Below are 18,011 nucleotides of genomic sequence, written 5' to 3' on the forward strand. Positions count from 1 at the left end.
TATCCTTATGTGGGCGAATACCCAGATGTGCAAGTACCACCCGAAAACAGCTGTTGTATGTTGCGGGGCTTGCTTCTGCTCTCCAGCCTGTGTGCTTCAGGACGTCGTGATCTGGATGAATTGCAAAATGATCGGGGCGCCCTGCGCAGGCACTTCGCTCAAAACCAAAACTCCGGGCTGAACCAAGTAGCTATTGGGAGGCTGCAAAATGCCATTGATAAACAAGTTGACGATGGACACGGTTTGCTGCCCGATAATCCCTGAAGTGCTGAGCTGCGGCGTGGCGTCAGCATCTGTATACATATTTTTTTGTCCGTCTGAAAACGTCGTGTATTGGTAGATCGTGGTCGCAAGCAAGCCAGGAGTGCACGGACAAGGAGGACAGGTTGGGCACGGCTGACCGGGGAAAATGTCCGGGCAGCCATAGGGCGGCATGACTTGCGAACGCACATTGACCGTATAAATTCGCTGCCCTCCGCTTCGCTGTATGTTTCTATGCTGCAAAACGATTCACTCCTCTCTTGCGCTGGAATGGGATTACCCCAGGCATGTACAATCGCCTGGGGCCTCCCTTGCACTTGGTTGTTCTTTTAGTTGACGACAAACTCAACCAAGACAGATACACCATCGTTTTCAGCGTCTCCGTCAGGAATCGTCAGCGTGGATGTGGTGACAGTAGACGTGCCTCCTGGCTGCAAAACACCGTTGATATAGAGGTTGTAGTAGGCAAAAGTGGATGGGAATGCTGTCGCAGCAGTACCCGCGTCCGTGCTGAATGCTGTGGCCGCAATCGCAAAAGTCGCTCCTGTGCCTGTTCCTGCTCCAATTGTCGAGTTGAAGCGCAGAGACGTCATGAATGGTTTGATGATTGGCATGTACACCAACTCCTCGTGAAAAGTAGTAAGGATGAACCTTACATTACATATCAAATGAAGGAATCGGCTTTCCCGAAACGGACAAACATCATTTGGGAGAAAGCATATTTTCTTGGTGGCTCCCGCTGCCTTTATGCTAGAAATCTATCCTTGTCTGATAGCAAAGCCGTGCTCCAACCTGCCAACCTGGATGGAAAATGATTATGCAGCGTCTCGTCAACAACTACTGACGGAGTAATCAAAAAAAGCGTCCACTTCCCGCGGACGCCTTTCCCTTTCAAGCCTCATATTCAATTTTCGCCAGCAGCTTCACTCGCTCATGCTCTGCCTCTGGTTCGCCCGCGAGTGAAAACAGCTCTTCATTAACCGTGCCGTAAGCCGTTTGTTGCCCGTACAACAGCAGCACGGTCGGGTAGCCAGTCAATTCCTCGGAAAACGCAGCTGGCAGCTTCTCGGCAAAAATTTCCCCATCCGAAACGCACTCCTGTCGCAAATACTCCAAAAAATCTGCTCGCTCCTCTGCCTTCGCCACGGCGTGTACTTCAAAAAAGTCTTCATCTACCCATGTGAGTCCTGTCGCTTTCATAAATTCCGATGGATACATGTCTCCATCTTCCGTATATACTGGCTCCAGAAAAGCTTGCAGCTCATCCTCTGTTTGCAAGTCTGTTCCCCACACCACCACGACATGCTTCATGGACACCTCATCTCCTTTTCTTACTGACTCATCGGTTTAGCGTGCATGCTCACCATAGGCAGCACGAATGCGCTCGACCCGCTCCCGTTCCTTGCGCAAAACGGCCTTCTCCGCTGCCAAGTCCAATAAGCTGCCCAGCTTTGTCCAATCCGGCTCGCCTGTTGGAACATCCCCCTTGTCCAGCATCCGCCCCCAAGCCATGAGCGCAATCTGGCGCTGTGCCTCACTGCCTGCCAGCCAATGTGCGAGATCATGCCATTCGGGAGCAGACACGGCAAACAGCTTGTCCCATCCTTCGAGCGGGTACGCCGCATATGCTTCCATCCAGGCGATGACTTCCCTGGCACGAAAATGCTTGAGGCGGCCATAGGCTGTATAGCCGCTCATCGTCTCGCTGTTCGCCTCGTTGTCCAGCTCGGCCAGCACCAGCGGCAAGCCTTCCTCTTTTGGCAGGCAAACCGCTGACAAGTACGCCCGCTGGACATCTGAAACAAGCTTTTCCTGCCCAGCTGATTCCCACAGCGAGCGAACCCAATTCGCCGCCTTCATCCCCAACGTTTCAACCAGCAGTTGGCACCATGGCTCTTTTGCAGCAAAGTTCGGCGCCTGGCTGATTTTCGCCACCCAAGCCTGCTGGACGACTTTTGCGTCATACTGATCGAACGCTTTTCGCACACGCTCGTCGTCTGCGCCATGCAAGGCAGCGTACTCGACGAGCTGCGCAAAATCGGTTGCTGCGGTTTCCAGCGTCAGCTCCCGGTACGTTTGCAGCCATTTTTTCCAGCGAACCGCATTTTCCCCATGCACATCGAGTCCATCTGCGCCAGCAAAAGGCTCGTAGTTCCACACTTCCGCTCCAATACAGCCCAGCTCGGTCACCCGCTCGACAAACGCTGTGAAGCTGTGCCCGAGCAAAATATATTCGTCTGTCTCATGCCCCCAGGCGTAAACAGGCGGATCGTCCGCGCATGCTCGCAAATCCAAGAGCAACATGTCGCCATTGCCGCCGACGTGGAAGCAAAGGTACTGTCGCTCGTCGGCGCTTTCGTCGTCGTGACCGAAATAAGGCCACTCCAAACTGTCCAGGCTCCAGCCGATATCCCCGCCGAGGGAAAATGGCTCGACGGTCCTAGTAGGAAGCGACCAGTATATTTGAACTTCGCTTGTCCCTTCCAGAAAAAGACGTCGAAGCGCAAGCGGCAGACTGATCCCCAGTCGCTGCTCTGCTTCGTCCACTTGCCACGGCTGCGCAGGATCAGCGATGATCAGCGGCCAGGTGTGCGCGCCCTGCCTGTCCATATCCGCGATCAGCGCTCTCCACGCAGAAACCCATTTTTCTATTTGTTGGCGCATAGCTACAGCGCTCCTTCCACTCTGCTCGTTTATCACAATCCTTCTTTTTTCATTGTTGCGAATATAGCTCGCGACTTTCAACCTTCTAAAGAACCATTTTTATCCAACATATACACCAAAACACCGCTTCTGCGTTCACGCTGGGCTAACGTTTACGTAAAAGTCCCTCCCCCCAGCCGACACCACAAAAAAACGCCTCTCCCGGACCTGTCATCGCTGGCCCGAGAGAAACGTTTGTCGCTACACCGTCACTAATACGCTTTTTACCATATGGCGGAATTGATGTCCGCTCACCGTCACATTCCCGTCCTGACGATAGCCCATTGATTCGTAGAGTTGACGGGCACGCGGGTTTTCCTCGTCTACCAAAAGGGCGATGCGGTCGTGTTTGCGCCGGATTGCCTCTTCTTCGAATGCCGAAAGCAGCATTTTTCCGATTCCTTTGCCGCGCTGATCGGCCCGAACGGCGACCGAGTCCAAATAAAATTCATCGTCGCGCGCTTCCTTCACCAGCGTGGGCGCAACTCCTGTCCGCTTTTGAACATACTCGACAAACGGGCGATCCAGCTGCTCTGTCTGACTGCCGTGGTAGAAAAGCGCTACGCCGACCGGCACGCCTTCACGCATGGCGATAACCGCATTTTCATAGCTGAGCCGATTGCCTTTTTGGGCAAAAAACTGCTCCAGCAGCAAGAGCGCTTCTTCCTGCTCTGTCGCTCCGGTCAATGTGTGGGCGATGTCGCCAATCGCTTCATAAATCAGCGGTGCCGCAAAAGCTGCATCTTGAGGTTCCGCTTTACGTATCATGTTACTCTCTCCCTGCATGTAAGCGTCCACCCGTCATCTCCAATCGGAAAATCGTCCGTGGACACGTTTTTTTGTTGCCTGTACGATCATGCTTCCGCTTTATTGTGTCACACTTTACACCCAAGGTCGAGCAACCGGGACATCCGTCACAAATTGGCAACAAAGAAACCGCTCTCATAAACGAGAGCGGTCGCAGTCGCATCAAAGCGGCTCTATCCAATCATCTTTTCGATCGTCAGCTTGCGCTCGTAGCGCAAATCGAGAAACTCCCCGCTGCGCCGCACCAATGGCCGCATCGGCTCGTCCTGGTGAATCAGGATCACTTCGACTTCTTCGCCGCTGCTCAGGCGCGCTCTCGCTCCGACGTACAGCAAGGCAATGTAACGCACGAACACAGAGACTATTTCAATACTCAACAGCCCGTTGCAAGCTTCTTTCCATAAAAGCTGCGCCGCTTCGAAAGGCGAGGTGCGGCCTTTGTACACCCGATCCGAGCAGATGGCGTCGAACATGTCGGCAACCGCCAACACCTGGCAGTCCAAAGGAATCTCATGGCCTTTGCGCTGCTCAGGATAGCCGGAGCCGTCCAGTCGCTCATGATGGAGCAGGGCGCACAAGGCAAGCCGCTCTGATCCGCCTTCCATCTCCTTGATCATTTCGTAGCCGTATGTCGTATGTTTTTTCATAATCGCGAACTCTTCGTCTGTCAGCTTGCCCGGCTTTAACAAAATTTCTGTCGGGATGCGCATTTTCCCCACATCATGCAAGAAGCCAGCCGTTCCCATAAACGTCACCTGCTGCTCGTCCCATTTCAGCAAACGGGCAATTAGCGAACAGAGAATGCCTACGTTCAACGAATGCCGATATGTATAACTGTCCGCCCCTTCCAGGACGTAAAGGGAGCGAAAAAGCCCCAAATCCTTCGTGGACTTTTCCAGTACATTCTCAAAAACTTGCGAAAACTGATCCAAGCTGGCTACTTTCCCCTGCTTGAGCTGATCGAAAATCAACCTCGTCTGGTCCAAAGCCTGTACATAGGCGGCAACCGTTTCCCCGTCCGCCTCCAATTGGAATAATTGCGTAGTGACATGCTCTCCAGTTCCCTCTGACCATGTTCGTACGATGTTGACTTCCCGTACGCGCTGTTTCAGGAGAATGTGCACATGTGCAGCTGTTATGGTCGTATTCTTCCCCAGCAGCAGTACACCGCTATCCGAGTAAAGGTCATCTGCTAGTTCTTGCCCAATCAGAGTGTGATCAACGGGGGCCGTAGGCATACAATCAACCTTTCCAGTCATGTCTTTTTCTAAATTATAGAAAGGAAGGAGGAGAGTTACAATCTTTTTTTCGACAATTGCCATGATTTCCTGAGCGGGACCTTCTGCCGCCTGCGCACATACGATATAGAGCGAATGCTAGCGGTGAACTCAAGGAGGGACCTCGTTTCATGACAACACTGTACATCACGCCAAAGGCATGGAGGCAGATCGAGCAGGCTGTACGAAAAAAACCCTCGGTGGAAACAGGAGGGGTAATGATGGGGTATCCGCTCGGTGATGAAAAGTGGGTCGTGACATTTGCCAGCGACCCTGGGCCACGAGCGATTCACCAGCCCAATTCGATCTTTTTCGACGATGACTATCTCAAACGGCTCGTTCGCAAAATGAGCAGAAACAGCCAGTCGCAATACATCGGGGATTGGCACAGCCACACGATCAAGCGCCTGTCTCCAAGCAAAGGAGACAAACGGACGATCTGGACAAAAGCTTCGCAATCCATGTACATGTCTTCCTCGCCGCTCATGCTGATTGTCGGGCTGGGCAAGCGCAACCAGCTTCAGGCGCGCGGCTTCATTCTCGGGAATACGCTCCAGGAGGTCGGGAAGATCGAGCTGTATAATCGGCAAGTTCATCGACCGCACGCCGAAAAAGCTCCAGTGCCTGGTTCTTCCCCCAGCTTGGCTGGTTCTCTGATACGACACAGATCGCAAAGCGCGGTTGTTCCAAAGGAGCGTAACCGACGAACCAAAGGTGATTTTTGGCATCGGTTGTACTCCCTGTCTGCGCGGTCCCGCTCTTCCCGGCCACCTGCCAGGAAGAGTTCAGCAGCATCTGGCCGGTCCCATCTGTGACGACCTTGCGCATCATTTTTCGCAGCTTGCTGGCTGTCACGTAGTCGATGCCGTCGGCTGCAAGCTTTTGCTCCGGAAACGAGTAAAAAGACTGACCGTTCCGGTAGGCGATTTCCTTGACCAGACGCGCCTGCGCGGGTTCACCTCCGCGCAGGATCGTCACCATCAAATTCGCTGCCTGCAACGGCGTTATCCGCACATCGCGCTGGCCGATGGCGCTTTGGATCAGCACGCCTTCGTCATTGTGGGACACGCCCTCGGCAAATACACGCCCGCTTTCTTCGCCGTCGAGCTGCTTGAAACCATCGAGCTTGAACAAGTGGGCCGTGGCGTGCCCAACCTCTGTCGTCAAGCCCAGCCGGCGGGCGTATTCTGCAAGCTTTTCCCCGCCGACCCTTTTCGCAATCTCGGCAAAAGCGATATTGCACGACTGCGCATACGCCTCTTCCAACGTGACGCTGCCGTGCCCCTCTTTTTTCCAGCAAGAAAAATGGTACTTGCCATACTCTCCGCTGCATGTAAACCGATCTGTCGGGGAAACGACGCCCTCTGCCAGAGCGGCGGCAGCGACTACCGTCTTGAAGACGGAACCTGGCGGCAACTGTTTGAACGCTCTGTTTTTCCACTCTGTCGCAAGCCCGCTCACATTCGTCTGGTCGTAGGCCGGGCGACTGACAGCCGCGATGATATCGGCATTTTGCGCATCCAGAACAATCAAGCTGCCTTCCCGAAGCCCGACCTGCTCAGCCGCTGCTTCCATGCGCCGCTGAATGTCCACATCGAGCGTAGTGGACAACGACAGCGGATAGTATTGATTGCTTGGCTTCGTATAGCGAATATCCAGACCACGCAGCGGCTTTCCTTGACCGTCCACATAGTAGGACAAGACAGATGGCTCCACGCCTTGCAAAAAGCGGTCGAAGCTCCGCTCCAGACCAGACGCGCCCACGGTCGATTCGGCGTTCATTTTGCCGTTTGCCCATTCATCGGGATACAGGGACTCGACCATGCCGGGGTTTTTATGAATAAAGCCGATGAGGTGCTTCGCTACTTCTTCCGTGCGATAGCGCTCTGTCACCGCCAGCGCCACCACGCCCGGTATCGCCAGCGCGTTGATCTCCTCTGCCTGCTGTTTGGTTAGCTCGATCAGCTTGCCTGCGTCATTGCGCAAAAGCTGCGGCACCTTCGCCTGCTCCATCGCCCGCGACAATCGCTCACTCGGCTGTCCGGTGATCTTCGCCAGTCTGACAAGCCCATCTGTGCCTTCCATGCTGCCACGAGCGAGCGGAAACAAAATCAGCGCCAAATGCTCCACGCCCGTGAACGCATAGCCTCCCCGATCCAAAATATCTCCGCGCCCGCTGTGCAGCACGATACTTTGCTGCCGCTGCTTCACCGATGCTTTCACCAAGTCGATCCCGCGTCTGGAAAAGCGGTGAGGCGCTCCGAGCTGTATCCACCACAGACGGGCGATCAGCCCCAGCCAGACAAGCGACATCACCATCAGCACCAAAAAATGCCGTCTTTTGATTCGGCGATCCAGTTGCATGAAGCTTCCCCTCCTCGCCCTTTTCTTCCCAGTATTGCCAGAATAGCCGGGCGAAAAACGATCCGGTGCGAAAACTTGACACTCCAAGCGGCTTGTGCTGATGGTGCATTTGTTCCACAAAAATTCTAAGCACACTACCGTTTTTTCGTGCCAAATGTTTAAGGCTAGCACCATTTTCATTGGCAAATATCCAATTCATTACACGTGATAGGTAGCATTTCGGTTCGTAATATAAAGTGTTTAAAACTCAAATAATGTAAAAAAATGAAATTTTATCAATTAATATGAAATGAGGTTTTTTAACCTAAAAAATGTTATAATTTACCATTATCATACAAAAGAGGTAAGAACTAATGAAGAAACTAGGAGCGTCACTTTTGGTCGCAGCACTATTAGCTACCACAGTAACTACATTCTCAATTCCGGCAACGTCAACATTGGCAGCACCAAAACACAGCCCAGAGATACAGCAATATCTCGAGTCTAATGATGCACTCAAAGAAAGTGAAAGATTTAGAGAGGAAATGGGCTTGTCCTCCAATACTAAAAACTTAAAAACATTGTCCAAAGACCCCCAAAATTTCTCAGAAAAATACGGGGTATTTCTCACGAAAAAAGAGGAAAAAGAGCTAGATGCAAGGCTAGAGGAACAAAAAAAGCTCATTCCGCCAATCAAGGACTTCATTGCAGAAAATCTGCAAGAAGAATTTGCTAGCATGTATATTGATCAAAAACTAGGGGGCATAGTTCGTATTGGATTTAAAACTGGATCTGAAGAAAAGGTCAAAAAATTTGAGGAAGAACTGAAGAACCTTTATTCAAAAGACATGCTTGAGTTATACTACACAGATTATACTGAACAGCAACTGGATGAAATTGCAGAGTCTGTATCCGAAAAAAGGGATGTATTAGCACAGCGGGGACTGGATATTTCTTCTGTCAGTGTTAATATTCCTGAACAAAAAATTGATATTGGAGTAAAGAAAAAGACTGCTGCTTCCAGAAGTCTTCTTTTAGATTCAGTCATTGTTAGTGATTTAGATCTAGGCGTTGATGGCAATCTCATTAATATATTTGAAGAAGATGTGCATGAAGTTCAAGCTAGCCCATCCAGTAAATTCAGGCCAATTCAAGCCGGTTTAAGGATTACTAATGTGGAGACGGGTGGTAACTGCACATCTGCATTCTCTGCTCAAATTGGAACAGATTCTTATGTGCTTACTGCTGGTCATTGTGTCGAGTCTACTGGAGATAAATTCTCTCAAGGCGGGGAGAGATTTGGTAGAGTTGAGGATTATAACTTCGGGGGAAATGTTGATGCTGCAATCATTGAGTTAGATGAAGGATCTGATGACGCCACTTATTATCTTTTTGGTAACGATAAGTCAAAATTAAATAACATTGATGAGGTTCAAAAAACAAAAAATGAAACAGTTGGAGATGCCGTATGCATTTCTGGTGCTACAACAAGAAGCGTCAAATGCGGGACATTAGAATCAAAGAATTGGAGTGGCTACCTAACCACCAGTGACGGTAAAGTTTACTTTACAGGCTTGAGACAAGCGTCATATTCAAGCCAGAGTGGGGATAGTGGCGCTCCAATCTTTCTAGGGGGTACAGCTATAGGCATTCATAACGCAGGGGATGGTATTTACACTCATATAACTAGAGCTGTTAATCATTTTGATATTGATGACATCTATATTGGAGACTAAGATATTTTTTATACGAGGGAGAATAGGTAAAATGAATAAATATCTAAAGTTCATTACCTTGTCTACCATGGTTCTCTTAACAGTAGGTTGCTCAGAGGAAAAACCTAAAAATGAACATAAAGGACTAACGGGATTTGTCATTGAGGCGAACTATGAAAAAAGAGCGCTACTTGTTGCAGAAAGTGACAAAACATCTGCTACAGAAGGAAAATATGGTGTTGAATGGTATTCGTTAAATGACGATGCTATTCTGCTTGATAGTAAGAATAGTAAGATTTTGTTTACAGATATTGAAGTGGGTTCAGAGGTAGAAACATGGTCAACTTCACCTTCGTTAGAGTCATATCCAGCTAAAACAGACTTGAGTAAGCTAGTAGTTGCAGATGATGTGAAGCACCCTAATTCTGATATGTCACAAAAGAAAGCCATTCAAGCGGCTTTAAATTTTGCAAAAAATCTTTCTGACAAACCAGCAACACTAATCGTGCAAAAGATAGAAATGAAAAAAACTGAATGGCTCATTCATATATATAATTTTGATTTAGGGAAGAGTTATGAATTAAGAGTTAATCCAGAGACTGCTGAAGTCTCTTAAGCCCCAAACTGCAATTGAGTCACCCCCTTATCTTGCTAAATTAAAATCAGAAGAACAACTTATTGAATAAAAACATCCCGCTCCACTTTTGATAGTGAAACGGGATGTTTTTATTCCTTTTTAGGGTTTCCGTCATTCAGGACTCCCCTTTTGGGACAGCCCATCGTGCTTGCCTTCTTTTGTATCCATCAGAATGCTACAGCTTGGCTGGCTCCTGTTTTTCCAACAAAATGTTTTTGATTTTGGTGGACAGCAGATCGAGCGCCACCCGGTTGTATCCGCCCTCTGGGATGATGACGTCGGCGTAGCGTTTGGTCGGCTCGATAAATTGCAGATGCATCGGGCGGACGACGTTCAAATACTGGTTGACCACGGAGTCCAGGGAACGGCCGCGCTCCTCGATATCGCGTACGATCCGGCGAACGATGCGGACGTCTGCATCCGTGTCGACGAACACTTTGATGTCCATGAGGTTGCGAATGCGCTCATCTTCAAGAATCAGCATTCCTTCCAAAATGATGACGTCTTTCGGGTCTACCTGGACTTGCTCGCTCTTGCGGTTGTGCACCTTGAAGTCGTAGATCGGCTTCTGGATCGCCTTTCCTTGCAAAAGCTCCTGCAAATGCTGCAAAAGCAGATCGTTGTCAAAAGCGAACGGATGGTCGTAATTGGTCAAAGCCCGGTCTTCCACACTCAGATGGCTTTGATCTTTGTAATAAGAATCTTGCTCGATCATCGTCACGCTATCGTTGCGGAACTGATGATACAACTCCCTTGCCACAGTGGTTTTTCCGGAACCACTGCCCCCTGCCACGCCAATCAATACAGGGTTACCCATGCCACATGTCCCCTTCCTCATGCTGCGTCCATCCTTTTTTGCCCTACGGCTGTATCTTTTTCTTCAGGCTGACAGCCAATCCGTCTCCTACCGGAATGAACGTCGTCTCCAAATCCGGTCGCTCCGCCAAATGGGCGTTGAATGCGATCAGCTTGTCCACCATCGGCTTCTGTCTCTTTCCAGCCTCTTCCGGTGTCGCCACCAAACCGCGGAACAGCACGTTATCGCTGATCACCAGCCCGCCTTCTTTCAGCAGCGGCAAATACAAATCGAGAAACGCCCGATACTGTCCTTTTGCCGCGTCGATAAACAGACAGTCAAACTGATAAGAATCAGGCAAGCCGAGCGTCGCGTCGCGGGAAAGAATTTCAATCCGTTCTGCGCAGCCTGCTTCCTGTACATTTGCCCGTGCCCGGGTCAATCGGTCTTCATCTATGTCCATCGTGACAATCCGCGCCTGTGGTGCCGCTTCGGCAAGCCAAATGGTCGAATAGCCGATTGCTGTCCCCACCTCCAGAATCGCTGCGGGGCGATGCAGCAAAAGCAGCATTCTCATCACCTGAGCGGAAGCGAGCTGAACGATCGGAATATTTTCCTCGGCCGCTTCCTGTTCCAGCCGCGCGAGCAGCGAAGAACGTTCCGGAACCAGGCCCGACACGTAGTCGTCAATTGCGGGATTGGTTATCATGCTTTCACTCCTCTTTCGTTACAACCGCATTATTATAGCATACCTTGCAAAAAAGAACAGGGGAAACCTGGTTAGTTTCCCCTGCTTTTTGCATCATTTGCGTTGTGCTCGGAAAGTGTTTTGGAAAAGTAATGTTCCGAGGTTCCGTCTTTTTTCGTCACGTAGAAAAAGAAGTCGTGCTTCGCTGGATTGACAACCGCCGCAAGCGATGCCCGACCCGGGTTTGCGATTGGTCCCGGCGGCAATCCAGGGTTCGTGTACGTATTGTACGGACTTTTTACCTTCAAGTCGTCATACGTCAGCCGATCACGTTGCTTGCCCAGTATAAACTGCACGGTAGCGTCTGCCTGCAACGGCCACTTGTCCCGGATGCGGTTGAAATAAACACCCGCGACGAGCGGACGTTCTTTGTCCACGGTCACTTCCCGCTCGACGATGGACGCAAGATTGACCACTTCGTCCATGGTCAGCCCACGCTGCTTGATCAGCTCGTTCCATTCCGGCTGCCATTCCTTGGCAAACTGAGCCAGCATGCGGGACACGACATCATGGGCCGTCGAATCTTTTTTCACTTCGTACGTCTCCGGGAAAAGGTATCCTTCGAGGCGGTGCTTCCGGTTTTTATCTTTCGGAATTTCCGCTACAAAAGCAAACTCGGGGAACTCTCCTTCATTCACTTCTTTCAGGAAGGCTGCTTTTTCCACAATTCCTTCCTTGTCCAGATGCTCGGCAATCTGCTCAATATTCCAGCCTTCCGGGATCGTAAAACGCTCGGCGTTGACGACCGTTTTTCCCTCGGCCATCGCCGTGAGCATATCGTCAATGGCTTGTCCTGTTGTAAACTGGTATTCTCCCGCTTTCAGCTGCGGTCCCACGCCTTTGTACTTCACGTAATACTGGAACAGATCGGCATTGCGGATAAGCCCTTGCTCTTCCAGCAGTCTGCCGATTTCCCGCGCGGAAGAACCGGTGGGGATCGTCACGTTTTTGGCTTCTTGCGGACCATCTACGGGTTGCAGCCCGTTGTACACGTACCACGCTGCCCCTCCTGCGGCCAACAAGCCAATGAGAAACAAGGCGACGAGCCACATGACAATTCGTCCGCCCCGTCTGCGCCGATACGTGGCAGGTCTTTCCGATCTGAAATCAGACTTCGCTGACATTGGTTTCAAGCTAGAAATCCTCCCTTTAGGGTCTCTTCTCTCCATCCCGTCTATTATACAAGAGCTGACTTTCGCTGTCACTGTATACGATTTTTTGGCGAAAAGAGAAGAATTGGGAGGATTTCTGCTCAAGACCCGATTAGAACCAGCGGGCCGTCACTGTTTTTTTGCGGGTGTAGAACTGCACCCCATCCGTTCCGTTTGTGCCCAAATCGCCGTAAAACGACGCCTTGTTGCCTGCAAAAGAGAAAAACGCCATCGGAGCCGGAACATTCACGTTCACCCCGATCATTCCCGCGTCGATATTTTCACGGAAATGCCGCACATGCTCTCCCGATGTTGTGTAAAGCACGGCTCCATTGGCAAAATCCGAGCGGTTCGCCAGCTCGATTGCTTCATCCAGGCTTTTGACACGAACAATGCTTAAAACGGGAGCGAAAATTTCGTCCTGCCAGATTTTCATCTCCGGCGTCACCCCGTCAAAAACGGTCGGCCCCAAATAGTAGCCGTCCGGCAGCTCCTGCATCACGCTTCTGCCGTCCAGCAGCAAACGCGCTCGCTGCGCCTCCCCGCTCTCAATGTATCCGAGCACACGCTGGCGATGGGCGTCCCGAATCAGCGGAGCAACGAACGCCTCCTCGTCTTGCGTATCTCCTGCTTTCAGCTCCTGCGCGGCTTCCAGCAGCTTTGCGGTAAATTCATCCGCGATGTCTTCCATGACACATACGACAGACGTCGCCATGCACCGCTCTCCCGCGCTGCCGAAAGCGCCGTTGATGATTCCCTGCACGGTTTTCTCCATGTGGCAGTCTGCCATGACGACCGCGTGGTTTTTCGCTCCCGCCAGCGCTTGAACCCGCTTGCCATGAGCTGCTCCGGTTTTGTAGACATACTCGGCCACCGGCTGGGAACCGACGAACGAAACCGCTTTGACGAGCGGATGGACCAGCATGCCGTTCACGACGTCGTGGGCGCCGTGCACCATGTTCAGCACGCCTTTTGGCAATCCAGCCTCCATCATCAGCTCAACCAGTCTTTCCGCAAGCAGCGGCGTGCGCTCGGATGGCTTCAGCACAAACGTGTTGCCGCACGCCAGCGCCAGCGGAAACATCCAGAGCGGGATCATCATCGGAAAATTGAACGGAGTAATTCCTGCCACGACTCCGAGCGGATAGCGGTACATGACGCCCTCGATTCCTGTCGCGATTTCCGGCAGCGATTGTCCCATCATCAGTGTAGGAGTGGCTGTCGCAACCTCCAACGCCTCGATCCCGCGCTGTACCTCGCCACGGGAGTCTTTGATGTTTTTGCCGTTTTCTTGCGTAATAATGACAGCCAGCTCTTCCGCTTCCTGCACAAGCAGTTGATGATAGCGGTACAAAATCCGCGTGCGATTGGGCACGGGCGTTTTGCGCCACCAGGAAAACGCTTCGCTCGCCGCCTTCACAGCCTGATCGAGTTCTTCCCGGGAAGACAGCGGAACCTGCGCGATGACTTCGCCTGTGGCTGGATTGATGACGGCTTCCGATTTGCCGGAGCTGCTTTGCACCCACTCTCCGTTGATGAAGTTTTTTACCTCTTTCACTGCTGTAGCCATGAATCATTCTCCTCCCCTGTGGCACTACGCCTGAATTTTTCGCTGTGCGGCTTGCACGTAGGAATACAGCGCCGCCATGTCCTGCTCACCGAAGCCCGCTTGCTGCGACTTCTCGTACAGGCTGATCAGCTCGGCTGTGATCGGCAAATCCAGACCAGCCTGATGAGCCATCTCCTGGGCGATTTTCAAGTCTTTCAGCAGCAAATTCAAGGAAAAGTGCGGCGCAAAGTCGTTGGTTGCGATAAAGCTTTTATAGTTGCGCTCGTAGATGCGACTCTGTCCGTAGCTGACATTCAATATCTCGAACAGCTGGTCGAGGTCGAGCCCCATTTGCGCCGCCAATGTTACGCCTTCACTGACCGCAGATGTATAAAACCCGATCAGCAAGTTGTTGATCAGCTTGACCGCCGTTCCGCTGTCGACCCTCGCCCCGACGTGAAAAATATTTTGACCGAGCGCAGCGAATATCGGCTGCATCTGGTCGAACAAGTTCTTTGGTCCGCCCACCATGATGGTCAACGTCCGATTTTTCGCCCCAATGACTCCGCCGCTGACAGGAGCAGCCAAATAGCCGACGCCTTTTCCTGCGCAAGCCACTGCCAAGCGCTCATTCAGCCCAGGTGTCACCGTGCTCGTATCCATGAGAATCTGCCCTGCTCTCGCATGCTCCAGAATGCCGCCCGCTCCGGTGTAAACGCTCTCAACAATTCCAGGCGAGGGCAAGCTCGTCAAAACGACCTCTGTCTGTTTCACCACCTCTTCAATCGTCAGTCCCGCAACTCCGCCAGCGGCCGCAAACTCCTTTTCCGCGTCTGGATTGACGTCGAAGCCATATACCGCATACCCGCTGCCAAGCAAGTTTTTGGACATAGGCATCCCCATATTGCCCAGACCAATCATGCCAATTGCAGGCAAACTCGACATAGTGAACTCCTCCTTTTTTCTAAAAGATGAGGGGTTAGACGGATGCACTACGGCAGATGCCTCTGTCTGTTCCTGAGTCTAGCGGTCACTCCGCCTATCCCTAAATCAAAGGCGCTCTTTACTTCTCCTAATCGTAGGCACACCCGCCCCTCCTAAGTTCAGGACGCTATTTGCCTCTTCCTAGGTCGCAGACACATCCGCCTCGCCAAGTCCAAGGCGCTTTCTCCCTCTCCTAAAATCGCAGGCACGCCCCGCCTCCCTATGTCCCGGACGCTCTTTGCCTCTTCCTAGTTCGCAGACACATCCGCATCTCCAAACCCAAGGCGCTCTCTACCTCTTCCCTAAATCGCAGCGACATCCCGCCTCTCCCCCCTCCAGAAAGCAAACTCCGTGCCACGACGTTTTCACCGCTTCATCCTTGCTTTCTTTCGACCAACTGTCCAAAAAACACAAAAAGTGTCTAGACAATTACACCGAATCGTCTAGACACTTTTTAATCGCCGCCCCCGTTCTGCTACCTATCAGCTAATTTGATACTTGCTCAGCTTGTTGTAAAGCGTTGCCCGGGAAATGCCGAGCTTTTTGGCTGCTTTCGACTTGTTCCCTTTCACTTCATGCAGCGCTTCCAGAATACGCTTCTTTTCCGCCAAAGCCCCCTCTGCTCCGCCTCCATCAGCCTGACTCAGCGGCGTCCCGGCTTGCCGATCACGCTGGGGCAAGACTGCTTCGGCAAAGCCTGTTCCCCCGAAAAAGACCGCAGGCAGGTCACTCGTCCGTATCCGATGGTCCTCCGACAAGGTGACAAGGCGCTCAACCGTGTTGACCAGCTCGCGTATGTTGCCCGGCCAATCGTAGTTGATCAACAGTGACATGGCTTCTTTGTCGATGTCTTTTGGCGGCATGTTGTTTTTCTTGCTGAGCGCCTGCAACTGCGCCGCGATCAACAAAGGAATGTCCGTTCTTCTTTGCGCCAATGGAGGAATGACAAGCGGAATGACGTTCAGGCGGTAATACAAATCTTTGCGAAAAGTCCCCTCCCGCACCCTGTCTTCCAATGAATGGTGTGTAGCCGCAACCAGCCGAAAGTCGACGGGAATGCTCTTGACTCCCCCGACGCGTTCCACCTCGCGCTCCTGCAAGACCCGCAAAATTTTCGCTTGCATGTGCAGCGGCATGTCGCCAATCTCGTCCAGAAAAAGCGTTCCTTTGTTTGCCAGCTCGAACTTGCCCGGCTTTCCGTCTTTTTTCGAGCCGGTAAAAGCGCCTTCCTCGTAGCCGAACAGCTCCGACTCCAGCAAATTTTCCGGGATGGAGGCACAGTTGACAATTACGAGCGGGCCATTTTGGAACGGACTTAGCGAGTGAATCGCTTTGGCGAACAGCTCCTTGCCCACTCCGCTCTCCCCGTTCAGCAAAATCGTGGCAGACGTCTGGGCCGCTCGCCGCGCGACTTTTTTCGCCTCTGCGATCGCTTCGCTCTCCCCGATAATCTGGTCAAATGTCACTTTGTTGCTTTTCGGCCTAGGCGCCTCGATCACAATTCGGCTGTCTCCGATATTCTCGTGCAGCACTTGCATGCGGTCAAAAATTTGGTACAGCTCCGACACCCCTTCAAAAATCAGCATGCCAACGGCGCCAATGACCCGGTTTTCTTTCCAGATCGGGATGCGGTGAACGACCATATCCTGCCCGAGCAGTCTGTGCGCCTGGTTTCTTTCCGGTATTCCGGTTTGCAGCACGACAGGCAAACGCGTATTTTCGATCACCTCTTCCACGTAACGGCCGATGACATCTTCTTTTCGCACGCTGATAAATCGGCAGTACGCATCGTTCATCATGCGAATGTAGCCGTGCTCATCCACGATCGTAATGCCCTCGTACGCTGTATCGAAGCACACCTTGAACCATTCGATTGAATTTTCCAACTCCTGTATCCGTTTTTCGGCTTCCTTGTACTTTTCCCAAATCAGTTCGGAGCCGGACTCGATTAGGCCATCCATCTCGCTTTCTCCTCTCTGTTTGACTTCGGAAGCAAACAGCCTTGCCGATAAAAAAAGAGAGGGCATCTGCCCTCTCTCGTTGTTAAATCCCGTCTTTCTCCAAATCAGCAATCAATGTTTCGAAGGTAGCTTCTACTTGCTCCCACTCTTCGTCGTCTTCGATTGGCTGAAGCATGTCTGTACCGTCATAGCGCAGGAAGTGAACCTCGTACTCTTCTTCTTCCTCCTGATCGACTGGAACGAGCACCAGATAGCTGCGGTCTTCGATATCAAAAATATACATGATCCGAAAATCTCGCGGCTCCTCTGTTCCCTCTTCTGTCAGGGCAATCACGTCGCCTACTTCAAATTCTTCCATCATCTCTTCACTCACTTAGGGTCACCTCGATTTCGCGTCCAAAAATCCTTGCAGGATCAATGTGGCCGCCATTTTGTCAATTACTGTTTTGCGCTTTTGGCGACTGACGTCCGCAGAAATCAGCATACGCTCTGCTGCCATCGTCGTCAAACGCTCGTCCCACATGTGGACAGGAAGAGATGTCCGTTCCTCCAAAAGCTTGCCAAATGCCTGGCACATCTCGGCGCGCGGCCCGATTGTGCCATTCATGTTTTTCGGCAAGCCTACTACGAAAGCACCTACTTGATATTGCGCTACCAATTCCTGAATGCGGGCAAAATCTTTTTCCTTGGACTGCCGCTTGATGGTCTCCACCCCTTGGGCGGTCCATCCCAGCTCATCGCTGACAGCAATTCCAATCGTCTTGTCGCCTACATCCAATCCCATCAATCGTGTCATGTTCAAGGTCTACTTGCGCTCGGACAAGTAAACGGTCACCAACTCTTCTATGATTTTGTCCCGTTCCAGTTTGCCAATCAGGCTGCGCGCGTTGTTGTGGCGAGGGATAAACGCCGGGTCGCCAGAAAGCAAGTAACCGACGATCTGGGTGATCGGGTTGTATCCTTTTTCTTGCAGGGCTTGGTAAACCTCTGTCAATGTTGCCTGCACTTCCGCCGCATTCGCTTCCTTGGGCACCGTAAACTTCATGGTATTATCCAACGAACTCACAATCAACACCTCG

The 18,011-nt window shown here is 51.7% G+C and carries 18 protein-coding genes and 1 pseudogene; 3 read left to right on the forward strand and 16 right to left on the reverse strand.

Annotation, left to right across the window (positions count from 1 at the left end; translation table 11 throughout):
- Positions 1 to 96: 96 nt before the first annotated feature.
- From EDM60_RS11830 to EDM60_RS11855, 6 genes are all read right to left on the reverse strand, one after another.
- Complete coding sequence (locus EDM60_RS11830; RefSeq protein WP_122964169.1) at positions 97 to 504, reverse strand: DUF4183 domain-containing protein; 408 nt, start codon at positions 502 to 504, stop codon at positions 97 to 99.
- An 86-nt stretch (positions 505 to 590) separates the two neighbouring features.
- The gene (locus EDM60_RS11835; RefSeq protein ID WP_122964170.1) at positions 591 to 875 is read right to left on the reverse strand and encodes a DUF4183 domain-containing protein; all 285 of its coding nucleotides are present in this window, start codon (positions 873 to 875) and stop codon (positions 591 to 593) included.
- A gap of 277 nt (positions 876 to 1,152) precedes the next feature.
- Positions 1,153 to 1,572, reverse strand: a complete 420-nt coding sequence (locus tag EDM60_RS11840; RefSeq protein WP_122964171.1) for an immunity 22 family protein — start codon at positions 1,570 to 1,572, stop codon at positions 1,153 to 1,155.
- A 36-nt stretch (positions 1,573 to 1,608) separates the two neighbouring features.
- Positions 1,609 to 2,925 (reverse strand): SMI1/KNR4 family protein, encoded by a 1,317-nt coding sequence (locus tag EDM60_RS11845; RefSeq protein WP_122964172.1) that lies wholly within the window; start codon positions 2,923 to 2,925, stop codon positions 1,609 to 1,611.
- Positions 2,926 to 3,165: 240 nt separating this feature from the next.
- A complete protein-coding gene (locus EDM60_RS11850; protein WP_122964173.1) occupies positions 3,166 to 3,732 on the reverse strand; it encodes a GNAT family N-acetyltransferase in 567 nt (188 codons plus the stop codon).
- A gap of 212 nt (positions 3,733 to 3,944) precedes the next feature.
- The gene (locus EDM60_RS11855; protein ID WP_122964174.1) at positions 3,945 to 5,009 is read right to left on the reverse strand and encodes an HD-GYP domain-containing protein; all 1,065 of its coding nucleotides are present in this window, start codon (positions 5,007 to 5,009) and stop codon (positions 3,945 to 3,947) included.
- Between the two features lie 257 nt (positions 5,010 to 5,266).
- On the opposite strand from EDM60_RS11855, the pseudogene EDM60_RS29100 reads away from it, so the two are divergent.
- Positions 5,267 to 5,491: pseudogene (locus EDM60_RS29100) on the forward strand (Mov34/MPN/PAD-1 family protein); the annotation flags it as partial.
- 91 nt (positions 5,492 to 5,582) lie between these two features.
- On the opposite strand, the gene EDM60_RS11865 reads toward EDM60_RS29100, so the two are convergent.
- The gene (locus EDM60_RS11865; RefSeq protein ID WP_122964175.1) at positions 5,583 to 7,412 is read right to left on the reverse strand and encodes a peptidoglycan D,D-transpeptidase FtsI family protein; all 1,830 of its coding nucleotides are present in this window, start codon (positions 7,410 to 7,412) and stop codon (positions 5,583 to 5,585) included.
- Positions 7,413 to 7,765: 353 nt separating this feature from the next.
- Here EDM60_RS11865 and EDM60_RS11870 point away from each other — a divergent pair, with 353 nt between their 5' ends.
- Both EDM60_RS11870 and EDM60_RS11875 read left to right on the forward strand, forming a co-directional pair.
- Complete coding sequence (locus EDM60_RS11870; RefSeq protein WP_122964176.1) at positions 7,766 to 9,127, forward strand: S1 family peptidase; 1,362 nt, start codon at positions 7,766 to 7,768, stop codon at positions 9,125 to 9,127.
- A 31-nt stretch (positions 9,128 to 9,158) separates the two neighbouring features.
- Positions 9,159 to 9,722, forward strand: coding sequence for a DUF3221 domain-containing protein (locus tag EDM60_RS11875; protein ID WP_167470282.1), 564 nt, complete (start codon positions 9,159 to 9,161; stop codon positions 9,720 to 9,722).
- Between the two features lie 196 nt (positions 9,723 to 9,918).
- On the opposite strand, the gene udk is transcribed toward EDM60_RS11875, so the two are convergent.
- The 9 genes from udk to EDM60_RS11920 form a co-directional block, all read right to left on the reverse strand.
- Entirely contained in the window at positions 9,919 to 10,560 is a 642-nt protein-coding gene (udk, locus tag EDM60_RS11880) for a uridine kinase (RefSeq protein ID WP_122964178.1), read from the reverse strand.
- Between the two features lie 43 nt (positions 10,561 to 10,603).
- Positions 10,604 to 11,248: an O-methyltransferase gene (locus EDM60_RS11885; RefSeq protein WP_122964179.1), complete on the reverse strand. Its 645-nt coding sequence runs from the start codon at positions 11,246 to 11,248 to the stop codon at positions 10,604 to 10,606.
- A 71-nt stretch (positions 11,249 to 11,319) separates the two neighbouring features.
- Entirely contained in the window at positions 11,320 to 12,420 is a 1,101-nt protein-coding gene (mltG, locus tag EDM60_RS11890) for an endolytic transglycosylase MltG (RefSeq protein WP_173597451.1), read from the reverse strand.
- Between the two features lie 130 nt (positions 12,421 to 12,550).
- Positions 12,551 to 14,008 (reverse strand): CoA-acylating methylmalonate-semialdehyde dehydrogenase, encoded by a 1,458-nt coding sequence (locus EDM60_RS11895; protein WP_122964181.1) that lies wholly within the window; start codon positions 14,006 to 14,008, stop codon positions 12,551 to 12,553.
- 24 nt (positions 14,009 to 14,032) lie between these two features.
- Positions 14,033 to 14,923, reverse strand: a complete 891-nt coding sequence (locus EDM60_RS11900) for an NAD(P)-dependent oxidoreductase (RefSeq protein ID WP_167470288.1) — start codon at positions 14,921 to 14,923, stop codon at positions 14,033 to 14,035.
- A 530-nt stretch (positions 14,924 to 15,453) separates the two neighbouring features.
- Positions 15,454 to 16,932 carry a sigma-54 interaction domain-containing protein gene (locus tag EDM60_RS11905; protein WP_122964183.1) on the reverse strand — a complete coding sequence of 493 codons (1,479 nt, stop codon included), beginning with the start codon at positions 16,930 to 16,932 and terminating at the stop codon, positions 15,454 to 15,456.
- An 82-nt stretch (positions 16,933 to 17,014) separates the two neighbouring features.
- On the reverse strand, positions 17,015 to 17,305 hold the full coding sequence (locus tag EDM60_RS11910) for a DUF1292 domain-containing protein (protein ID WP_005832492.1): 291 nt from the start codon (positions 17,303 to 17,305) through the stop codon (positions 17,015 to 17,017).
- A gap of 6 nt (positions 17,306 to 17,311) precedes the next feature.
- Entirely contained in the window at positions 17,312 to 17,728 is a 417-nt protein-coding gene (gene ruvX, locus EDM60_RS11915) for a Holliday junction resolvase RuvX (RefSeq protein ID WP_122964184.1), read from the reverse strand.
- A 9-nt stretch (positions 17,729 to 17,737) separates the two neighbouring features.
- Complete coding sequence (locus EDM60_RS11920; protein WP_063230247.1) at positions 17,738 to 17,998, reverse strand: IreB family regulatory phosphoprotein; 261 nt, start codon at positions 17,996 to 17,998, stop codon at positions 17,738 to 17,740.
- Positions 17,999 to 18,011 lie beyond the last annotated feature (13 nt).

This window comes from Brevibacillus parabrevis, assembly GCF_003710905.1.
Taxonomy (GTDB): domain Bacteria; phylum Bacillota; class Bacilli; order Brevibacillales; family Brevibacillaceae; genus Brevibacillus; species Brevibacillus parabrevis.